Source organism: Clostridium sp., assembly GCF_051654825.1.
Lineage (GTDB): Bacteria > Bacillota > Clostridia > Clostridiales > Clostridiaceae > Clostridium.
The window spans coordinates 1-10,655 of sequence record NZ_JBOFYU010000154.1; the positions used below are offsets into that span (position 1 = coordinate 1).

General features: G+C 31.0%; 10 protein-coding genes. 9 read left to right on the top strand and 1 reads right to left on the bottom strand.

Annotated elements, in window-relative coordinates:
- From ACRDBA_RS09250 to ACRDBA_RS09270, 5 genes are all read left to right on the top strand, one after another.
- Positions 1-782, top strand: a 782-nt coding sequence (locus ACRDBA_RS09250; protein ID WP_438572637.1) for a PfkB family carbohydrate kinase, incomplete at its 5' end; no start/stop codon positions are given.
- Between the two features lie 10 nt (positions 783-792).
- Positions 793-2,370 (top strand): alpha-glucoside-specific PTS transporter subunit IIBC, encoded by a 1,578-nt coding sequence (locus tag ACRDBA_RS09255; RefSeq protein WP_438572638.1) that lies wholly within the window; start codon positions 793-795, stop codon positions 2,368-2,370.
- On the top strand, positions 2,363-3,697 hold the full coding sequence (locus tag ACRDBA_RS09260) for a 6-phospho-alpha-glucosidase (RefSeq protein ID WP_438572639.1): 1,335 nt from the start codon (positions 2,363-2,365) through the stop codon (positions 3,695-3,697). The genes ACRDBA_RS09255 and ACRDBA_RS09260 overlap by 8 nt, the downstream gene beginning before the upstream one ends.
- A gap of 27 nt (positions 3,698-3,724) precedes the next feature.
- Positions 3,725-4,561 (top strand): aldo/keto reductase, encoded by an 837-nt coding sequence (locus ACRDBA_RS09265; protein ID WP_438572640.1) that lies wholly within the window; start codon positions 3,725-3,727, stop codon positions 4,559-4,561.
- A 101-nt stretch (positions 4,562-4,662) separates the two neighbouring features.
- Positions 4,663-5,169, top strand: a complete 507-nt coding sequence (locus ACRDBA_RS09270; RefSeq protein ID WP_438572641.1) for a PTS sugar transporter subunit IIA — start codon at positions 4,663-4,665, stop codon at positions 5,167-5,169.
- An 89-nt stretch (positions 5,170-5,258) separates the two neighbouring features.
- On the opposite strand, the gene ACRDBA_RS09275 is transcribed toward ACRDBA_RS09270, so the two are convergent.
- On the bottom strand, positions 5,259-5,735 hold the full coding sequence (locus ACRDBA_RS09275) for a PTS sugar transporter subunit IIA (protein WP_438572642.1): 477 nt from the start codon (positions 5,733-5,735) through the stop codon (positions 5,259-5,261).
- Positions 5,736-5,977: 242 nt separating this feature from the next.
- Here ACRDBA_RS09275 and ACRDBA_RS09280 point away from each other — a divergent pair, with 242 nt between their 5' ends.
- From ACRDBA_RS09280 to ACRDBA_RS09295, 4 genes are all read left to right on the top strand, one after another.
- Entirely contained in the window at positions 5,978-7,573 is a 1,596-nt protein-coding gene (locus ACRDBA_RS09280) for an alpha-glucoside-specific PTS transporter subunit IIBC (protein ID WP_438572643.1), read from the top strand.
- Between the two features lie 137 nt (positions 7,574-7,710).
- Positions 7,711-9,060: a 6-phospho-alpha-glucosidase gene (locus ACRDBA_RS09285; protein WP_438572644.1), complete on the top strand. Its 1,350-nt coding sequence runs from the start codon at positions 7,711-7,713 to the stop codon at positions 9,058-9,060.
- Positions 9,061-9,212: 152 nt separating this feature from the next.
- Positions 9,213-9,977: a MurR/RpiR family transcriptional regulator gene (locus ACRDBA_RS09290; protein WP_438572645.1), complete on the top strand. Its 765-nt coding sequence runs from the start codon at positions 9,213-9,215 to the stop codon at positions 9,975-9,977.
- A gap of 229 nt (positions 9,978-10,206) precedes the next feature.
- Positions 10,207-10,572: a VOC family protein gene (locus ACRDBA_RS09295; protein ID WP_438572646.1), complete on the top strand. Its 366-nt coding sequence runs from the start codon at positions 10,207-10,209 to the stop codon at positions 10,570-10,572.
- The last annotated feature ends 83 nt before the right edge of the window (positions 10,573-10,655 follow it).

The window sequence follows — 10,655 nt, forward strand, 5'->3', positions numbered from 1 at the left end:
CAAGTAAAATAGATTACTCTAATGGGAGATTGGGAACTTATTACCTTGAAAATGGACAAGGTTTAAAATCTCCAAAGGTAATTTACGATAGAAAGTACTCTGCTTTTAGCTTAATCAATGAAGAATTATATAATATAGAATCAATTTTGAAAGGTATAGATTATATAGTTCTATCAGGTATAGATTTTGGTATATCTGAAAATACAAGAAAGTTTGGATTTAATATATTAAAGCATGCAAAGAAAAAAGGGATAAAAATATTCTTTGATTTTAACTATAGAAGTAAGCTATGGAGTATTGAAGAAGCTTCAAAAGCTATTAAGGAAGTAATGGGGTATGTTGACTATATTTCTTGCGGTATATTAGATGCCAAAAATATACTAGGAATAAAATGTGGTAATGAAGAATTAGATTTTGAAGGTCAGCTTAATTATTACTATGAAAAGATAAAAGAGGAATATCCAAATATAGAAGCTATATTTTCAACTAATAGAAAGGTTATAAATTCTAGTTACCATACAATAGTTGGATACTACTATGATAACCAACTATATAAGTCTAAGAAATATAATATTGAAAATATAGTAGATAGAGTAGGGAGTGGAGATTACTTCATGAGTGGGATTATTGATGGCATTATTAAAAATAAAGAGGGTCAATCAATAATAGATTATGCAACACCTTTATGTGCATTAAAGCACTATATATTAGGAGACAATGGATACATATCAGATGAAATGATACTAAATGTAATCAATGATAGTCAAATTATAAAAAGATAGGTGGGTAAAAATGAAAAGCGCATTACAAAAATTTGGGGGAGCATTATATACTCCAGTTTTATTCACTGCATTTGCAGGGATAATGGCTGGATTATCGATAGTATTTAAGGATACTAATCTAGTGGGTTCAATAGCAACAGAGGGAACCATATGGTATTCACTATGGCACATAATCGGTGAAGGGGCATGGACTATATTTAGACAAATGCCATTAATATTTGTTGTAGGAATGCCAATTGCATTAGCTAAAAAAACACCAGCTAGAGCATCTTTAGAAGCGTTATTATGTTTTTTAACTTATAACTACTACATAAATACAATTTTAACTTTGTATGGGCCAAAGTTTGGAGTAGATTTAGAAACATCAGCAGGAATTACTCAAATAGCAGGAATTACAACTTTCGATATGAGTATATTAGGCGCAATAATAATTGCATTACTAACAGTGTACATTCATGATAAGTTCTTTGACAAAGAGTTACCAGAATTCATAGGTACTTTTAGCGGATCTGTATGTGTATATGTAATAATGTTCTTCTTACTTATACCAGTAGCTTTAGCAACTGTTGTTATCTGGCCTAAGATTCAACAAATAATATTAAGTGGTCAAAACTTAATACTAAATACGGGAACATTTGGAGTAGGGATATACACTTTCTTAGAAAGATTCCTAGTACCAACAGGTCTTCATCACTTAGTTTATCAACCATTTGAATATGGAGATTTAGTAGTGGCAGGAGGAGCTAAAGCAGCGTGGATAGCAACTATAGAAGCAGCAAAAGCAGGTGGAGGAACATTGGCATCAATATTCCCTGCTGGAGGATATATGATGTTTGGTCATTCAAAGATATTTGGAACTTTAGGGATGTCTCTAGCATTTTATGCAACAGCAAAACCAGAAAAGAAAAAGAGAACTTTAGGATTATTAATACCAATCACATTAACAGCAATGTTAGTTGGCGTAACTGAGCCATTTGAATTTACATTTATATTTATAGCACCAGTACTATTCTTTATACATGCAGTGTTAGCTGGTACTATGTCGGCAATAATGTTTGCGTTTGGAGTAGCTGGAGACTTTGGATCAGGGCTTATAAACTTCGCAACTTTAAACTGGTTACCATTATTTAGAACACATGGTGGTACTTACTTAATACAAATTTTGATAGGTTTATCATTCACAGTAGTTTATTTCCTAGTATTTAAATTTGCTATACAAAAAATGAACTTACAAACTCCAGGTAGAGAAGAAGGAGAAGAAATAAAGTTCTACTCTAAGAAAGATGCAAAACAAAAGAAGAAATCAAAAGATAATACAGATGAAATTAGTGAAGATATAGAAGGATTGTTAGTGTGTCTAGGTGGAGAAGAAAACGTACTAGAAGTTTCAAACTGTATGACTAGACTTAGAATAACTTTAAAAGATGAAAATAATACTTTAAGCGATACCGAGTTTAAAAAATATGGAGCTCATGGAGTAGTAAAAGGCAAAAAATCAATACAAGTAGTAATAGGGCTTAAAGTACCTAATATAAGAGAAAAATTAGAAAAATTAATAGAAAGAGAGAGGACAGTAATCAATGGATAATAATAAGAAATTTTCAATATGTATAGCAGGTGGGGGATCAACTTTTACACCAGGAATAGTATTAATGTTAATGAATAACTTAGATAAATTCCCAATAAGAAAGATAAAATTATATGATAACAATGAAGAAAGACAAAAAGTAATAGCAGATGCTTGTGAAATATTAGTAAGAGATAACTCTACAGATATAGAATTTGTACAAACAACAAATCCAGAAGAAGCATTTACAGATATAGATTTTGTAATGGCACACATAAGAGTTGGTCTTTATGATATGCGTGAAAAAGATGAAAAAATACCATTAAAGTATGGTGTAGTAGGTCAAGAAACTTGTGGACCAGGTGGAATGGCATACGGACTTAGATCAATAGGACCAATAGTAGAGATAATAGACTATATGGAAAAATACTCACCAAATGCTTGGATGTTAAATTACTCAAATCCAGCAGCTATAGTTGCAGAAGCTACAAGAAGACTTAGACCTGATTCTAAGATAATAAATATATGTGATATGCCAATATCAATAGAAGATAAAATGGCTAAAATAGCAGGGTTTAACTCAAGAAAAGACTTAGATGTAATTTACTACGGATTAAATCACTTTGGATGGTGGTCTAGTATAAAAGATAAACAAGGAAATGAGTTACTTCCAACAATAAGAGAACACGTAGTAGAACATGGATATATATCTAAAGATATAGATCTTCAACATTATGGTCCATCATGGTTAGATACATTCCAAAAAGCTAGAGATATAGCTAAGCTAGACTCTGAAACTTTACCTAATACATACTTAAAATACTACTTATTCCCTGACTATGTAGTAAGTCATGCAAACGCAGAAAAGACTAGAGCTAATGAAGTTATGGAAAGTAGAGAGAAAGACGTATTTACAGAATGTAAAAGAATAGTAGAAGCTAACACAAGTGAAAATTGTGCATTCCACAAAGATGCTCATGCAACATACATAGTAGACTTAGCAAGAGCAATAGCATTCAATACTAAAGAAAGAATGTTATTAATAGTACCAAACAATGGTTCAATAAATAATTTTGATGATGATGCAATGGTAGAGATACCTTGTTTATTAGGTAGTGATGGACCAATACCTCTACAAGTAGGAGAAATACCAATGTTCCAAAAAGGACTAATGAGCCAGCAAGTAGCAGTTGAAAAGCTAGTTGTAGATGCATGGATAAACAATAGCTATGAGAAATTATACCAAGCAATAATATTATCAAAAACAGTACCAAGTGCAAGTGTAGCAAAGAATATATTAGATGATTTAATAGAGGCTAACAAAGAATACTGGCCAGAAATAGTTTAATTAATAATAAGAGGGAGAGAAAATAAAATGGAATATACAGCTTTATCAACTAAAATGGAATACATTACTTTATCTAACGGACTACAAATGCCTAAATTTGGATTAGGAACATTTAGGGCTACAGGAGAAGAAGCAACAAATGCATTTTTATCAGCAATAGATTCAGAATACAAAATGATAGATACAGCAAAAGTATACGAAAATGAAGAGTGCTTAAAGGAAGCTTTAGAAATATCATCAGTAGATAGAAAAGATTTATGGATAACATCAAAAGTATGGACTACTGAGTTTACAGACATAAGAAGTGAAGTGTTAAGAGCATTAGAAGCTACAGGAGCAGAGTACTTTGATTTATATTTACTTCACTGGCCAAGATCTTACGAAGAAAATGCAGCTGCGTGGAAGCAAATGGAAGAAATATACGAAGAAGGCTTAGTAAAAGCGATAGGAGTATCTAATTTCCAAATACATCACTTAGATAGATTATTAGAAACTGCAAAAATAAAGCCTATGATAAACCAAGTAGAAACTCATCCAAATTTACCACAATATAATCTTCAAGATTACTGTGCAAAATTTGGTTGTCATATAGAGTCATACTGCTCATTTATGAAAAATGAATGTTTAGAAAAAGATGAGTTAGTTCAAGTAGCTAATAAGCATAATGTAACAGTGTATGAAGTAATACTAGCTTGGCTTATGAAAAGAGACATAATAGTTATACCTATGTCAACTAAGAAAGAAGAGCAAGTGATAAACTTAAGAGCATTACAATTAAAGTTAGATGATGAGGATATGGAGTTAATAAAGAAAGTAAATAAAGCAAAAAGATACTACCCATGCCCAGATAATCACAAGTTCTAATACATAAAAAGAAATATGAAATAAGAAAATCACTCTACTAAGTTGGAGTGATTTTCTAGGTTAAATAAATTAATATTATTGAGAGGATCTAGGTGTAAAAAATGTTAAGTAAATTATTTGGAAGAAAAAAGGATAAAGCAACAAAAGATGATAATGGTATAGTAAAATCACCAATGAATGGTAAGATACTAAGTTTAACAGAAGTACCAGATGAAACTTTTGCGAGCAAAATGTTAGGCGATGGAATTGCAATAGAACCATCTGAAGGAATTGTATGTTCTCCAGTAAAAGGAGAAGTAATACAGTTGTTTTTACCATCTAAGCATGCTGTGTGTGTTAAAAGTGATGATGGAGTTGAAGTACTAATACATATTGGTATAGACACTGTAAAAATGAATGGTGATGGATTTGAAGCCCTAGTAAATACAGGAGATATGGTAGTAGAAGGTCAAGAGCTAATAAGATTTGATGTAGATAAAGTTAAATCAAATGCTAAAACATCAATAACTCCCATTGTTATAACTAACTCATTTGAGTATGCAAAGATTAATGTTATAAATAATAGTAATATAAATGTTGGAGAAGATTTATTGAGCATAAATAAATAGGAGTAGATTAAATAAAATTTCAATTTATATAATTGAACTCCAACTTTAAATTCTGAGTAGTAAAAATAAAAGTATCCTATAGGATACTTTTATAATTTATATTCAAGAACACAGTCTTCACCTGCAGTCACTTGAGAGCCGACTAATCCGTTAAGGGATTTTAATTCATTATGGTTAGTAATTAACAGAGGAGTAATTAAAGAGATATTATTCGCATCAAAAATACTTCGATCTAATTTTAATATAGGAGTACCAATTACTACTTTATCTTTCTCAGATACTAATACTTCAAATCCTTCACCTTTAAGGTCTACAGTATTAATACCCACATGAATTAATAGTTCTACCCCATTATCCGTAGACATAGCAAATGCATGTTTGGTATCCATTATAAATTCAACAACTCCATCACAAGGAGCAACGACTACATCTCCAGTAGTATCTATAGCAATTCCATCTCCTATCATCTTCTGTGCAAATGCATCGTCTGGCACATCGCATAGATCAATTACTCTTCCTGATATTGGAGCATTCAATTTCTGAGTTTTCTTAAATATATTAAACATATTAATAGTCCCTAATAAGGAACTTCACCACCTTTTTATACGATTTGTATTAATTCTAGCAGTATAGATTATACTAATCAATATTTATGAGACTTAAGGGAAAATTACCGTAAAATGAGAAAAGTATACAAATTTGAGAATAATATCTCTTTATGCCAATAATATTGAAAACGATTTCAGGGTAGGGTATAACTTAATTAAGAGGTAACAACTCATGAAAAATGAAAGGGGAAGTGATTTATATGATGCAAAAAATCCAAAGATTTGGATCTGCAATGTTTACACCGGTATTACTATTCGCTTTTGCAGGTATTATGGTAGGACTTGCTACAGTATGTAAGAATCAAGAGATAGTAGGTAGTATAGCAAACCCTGATGGGCTTTGGTACCAAATGTGGTACGTAATAGAAGAAGGTGCATGGATGTGCTTTAGACAATTACCGTTATTATTCGTAATAGGTCTTCCTATAGCATTAGCTAAAAAAGCTCAAGCTCGTGCATGTTTAGAATCATTAGCAACATACTTAACTTTCAATTATTTCATAAGTGCAATACTTTCACAATGGGGTCCTACTTTTGGAGTAGATTTTGCTGCTGAAGTTGGAGGAACTAGTGGATTAACTATGATAGCTGGTATCAAAACTTTAGATACTGGTATGGTAGGTTCTATATTAATAGCTAGTATAGTAGTTTATGTACATAATAAATACTTTGATAAAAGATTACCCGACTTTTTAGGTGTATTCCAAGGCTCTTCATTAGTTGTAATGATATCATTCTTTATTATGCTCCCAGTGGCATTCTTGACTTCTTGGATATGGCCAATGGTACAAGGTATGATAGGGTCTGTACAAAGTTTCTTGATAGCATCGGGAAATGTAGGTGTTTGGCTATATACATTCCTAGAACGTATATTAATACCAACTGGATTACATCACTTTATATATAGCCCATTCACATTTGACCAAGCCGTAGTTGAAGGTGGTATAAATGTATACTGGGCAACCCATTTATCAGATTTTGCAACAAGTACACAATCATTAAAGGAAATGTTTCCACAAGGAGGATTTGCTCTTCATGGATTATCTAAAGTATTTGGATGTATAGGTATGGGTCTAGCATTTATAGCTACTGCTAAACCAGAAAAGAAAAAAGTAGTAACAGGTCTAGTTGTACCAGCAGTACTAACAGCAGTGTTGGTAGGTATAACAGAGCCACTTGAATTTACATTCCTATTTATAGCACCACCACTATTTGCAGTACATGCGGTTTTAGCTGCAACTTTATCAGCAGTATCATATGCATTTGGAGTAGTTGGGAACTTTGGTTCAGGGCTTATAGATTGGGCTGCTCTTAACTGGATACCGCTATTTAAATATCACTGGCCTACATACTTGACTCAAATAGGTATAGGTCTAACATTTACAGGAATATACTTTGTAACATTTAGATACTTAATACTAAAGTTTGACTTCAAAACACCAGGTAGAGAAGATGGTGATGAAGAAGCTAAATTATACACAAAGGCTGACTACAAAGCTAAGCAACAAGGTGGAAATGTAGCTTCTTTAAGCAAAGCTGAGCAAACTCTAGAGTTACTAGGAGGAGCATCAAATATAATAGATGTTACAAATTGTGCGACTAGACTTCGTTTAAATGTAGTTGATGAAACTTTAATAGCTTCAGATGCTAAGTTTAGAGAGATAGGTGCCCATGGAGTATCTAGGAATAAAAAAGCAATCCAAGTAATAATAGGTCTATCAGTACCACAATTTAGAGAAGAATTTGAAAAGGTATTAGATGCCAAAAAAGCATTAACCGATGAGAAAGCTAATTGAGAAAATTCTCACAAACTGAGAAAAAAAACAGGTTTTAAAACAAATACCAACTTAAGAGAGAATTATTGATAACCTAAAATTTAGGTGATATAAATTAAGTATAAATAAAATAATAAAAGACATTGGGGGATATAGATATGAAAAAATTTTCAATAGCAATAGCAGGTGGAGGTAGTACATTTACACCAGGGATAGTATTAATGTTATTAGATAACTTAGATAAATTACCATTAAGAAAGATAAAGTTCTATGATAATGATGAAGAAAGACAAGAAACAATTGCAAAGGCATGTGAAATAATACTTAGAGAAAAAGCACCAGAGATAGAGTTTTTGGCTACAGTAGATCCAGAAGAAGCATTTACTGATATAGATTTTGTAATGGCTCATATAAGAGTTGGAAAATATGCAATGCGTGAATTAGATGAAAAAATACCTCTAAAGCATGGGGTAGTTGGACAAGAAACTTGTGGACCAGGAGGAATGGCATATGGTATGCGTTCAATAGGTCCAGTTATAGAAATACTAGACTATATGGAAAAATATTCACCAGATGCTTGGATGTTAAACTACTCAAATCCAGCTGCAATAGTAGCAGAAGCAACTAGAAGACTTAGACCAAATTCAAGAATATTAAATATATGCGATATGCCAGTTGGAACAGAAGAGTTTATGGCTAAAATAGCAGGGCTTGATTCTCGTAAAGAAATGAATGTACGTTATTATGGATTAAATCACTTTGGATGGTGGTCGAGTATCACAGATAAAGAAGGAAATGATTTAATGCCAAAAATAAAAGAACATGTAAGTAAATATGGATACTGTGTAGATATAGAAGGACAACAACATGGTGATGCTAGCTGGAATGATACGTTCTTAAAAGCTAGAGATGTATATAAAGTAGACCCAACACATTTACCTAACACATATTTAAAATACTACTTATTCCAAGACTATGTAGTAGAGCATTCAAATAAAGAATACACTCGTGCAAATGAAGTAATGGATGGAAGAGAAAAGTTTGTATTTGGAGAATGTAGAAAAGTAATAGAAAATCAATCTACAGAAGGTTGTGAATTACATATAGATGACCATGCTTCATACATAGTAGACTTAGCTCGTGCAATAGCATACAACACTGGGGAAAGAATGTTATTAATAGTAGAAAATAACGGTTCAATAGAAAACTTTGATAAAACAGCTATGGTGGAAATACCATGTATAGTAGGAACTAATGGACCAGAACCACTAAGAATAGGTACTATACCACAATTCCAAAAGGGATTAATGGAACAACAAGTATCAGTTGAGAAGTTAGTAGTAGAAGCATGGATAGAAAAATCATATCAAAAGTTATGGCAAGCAGTTACATTATCTAAAACAGTACCAAGTGCAACAGTAGCAAAAGCGATATTAGATGATTTAATAGAAGCAAACAAAGAATTTTGGCCAGAGTTACATAGAGACGAAGAATTAGTATTAGTATAAAATTAAATAAAAAGTTAAAATATAAGGGAATATCTAGAATAAGTAAAATTATTTTGGAATATTCCCTTTTAATGTAGGAAATTAGGCTAAAGATGTTTAATTAATTATAGAAGTGAATTAAATTATAATTAAATAAACAGGGGGGACAGCAAATGAATTTAGTTGAATTAGTTAACAGTAATTATAACAAACTTAATGAAAATGATTTACATATAGTTAAATACATACTTAACAACAAGAAAAACTGTTCAAAGATGGGGATAAATGAACTAGCGGATAAATGCAATGTATCTAAGAGTACAGTTCTAAGACTAACACAAAAGCTGGGGTTAAGTGGGTATAGTGAATTTAAGATATTTCTAAAATGGGAAGAACAAAGTAAAATGGAAAAAGAAGAAGATAAAGTTGATTATATCGAAAGTATAAGTAGGTCAGTAGCAGAAACTATAAAAAACAATGACGAAGATAAAGTAAGGGATATATGCAAAGTAATACATAAAGCTGAAAGAATCGTTATATATGGAACGGGAAGAGCGCAACAAATGTGTGTAGAAGAAATTAAAAGATTATTTTTATTTACCCATAAATATTTTACTGTAGTAGAAGGGGTGTATGAGTTTGAATCTTTAATAGAAAATCTAACAAGCAAAGATGCCGTAATAATAGTATCTTTCTCTGGTAATACAAATAATTTAGATACTTACGTAACAAAACTAAATATGAGAGGAACAAAGGTTGTATCTATAACTAAACTAGAGAACAATAAACTAGCTAGCTTAACACCATATAATCTATACGGTTCAAGTGTGTCTAGATATCTAAATAGTGGAGTACAACATAATTGTACTTTATTTTTCTACATAATAGCAGAAATACTATTTTATAATTATGAAAAGTATATAAATGAAATAAATTGATAAAATACATTGAACAGTACCATATTAATATACTATTTATTTTAAATAGAAATAGAATTTGTACCCAAGGATATTATTACAAAGCCATTAATTTAATAAACTAACCTAAAGGATAGTATATTACTAAAAAGTAAGTACTTGAAAATAAAATATATATTACTTAAAATTATATTTGAATGTATTTAAGCAAATAAATAATAATTAAAATTTAAATATAAGGAGATTTGCAATGAAGTTTACATTTTGCCACAACAATTTTAACGTATTAAACTTAGAAAAAAGTTTAGAGTTTTACAAAAAAGCATTAAATCTAGAAGAAACAAAAAGAACAGTAGCTGAAGATGGAAGCTTTATACTAGTGTTCTTAGGAGATGGCGAAAGTCAACATAAACTAGAACTAACATGGTTAAGAGATTGGGATAGACCATACAACTTAGGAGATAATGAATTCCACTTAGCATTTAGAGTAGAAGATTTTGATGAGGCATACAATATGCACAAAGAAATGGGATGTATATGTTACGAAAATAAAGCTATGAGAATATACTTCATAGCAGACCCAGATAATTATTGGATAGAAATAATACCAGCATAGTAACTAATAAAAATGATTTGCTAAGATTAAGTAAACTAAAACATAACAAAAAATAATAGCTTTATAAAAAGACTGTATGAATA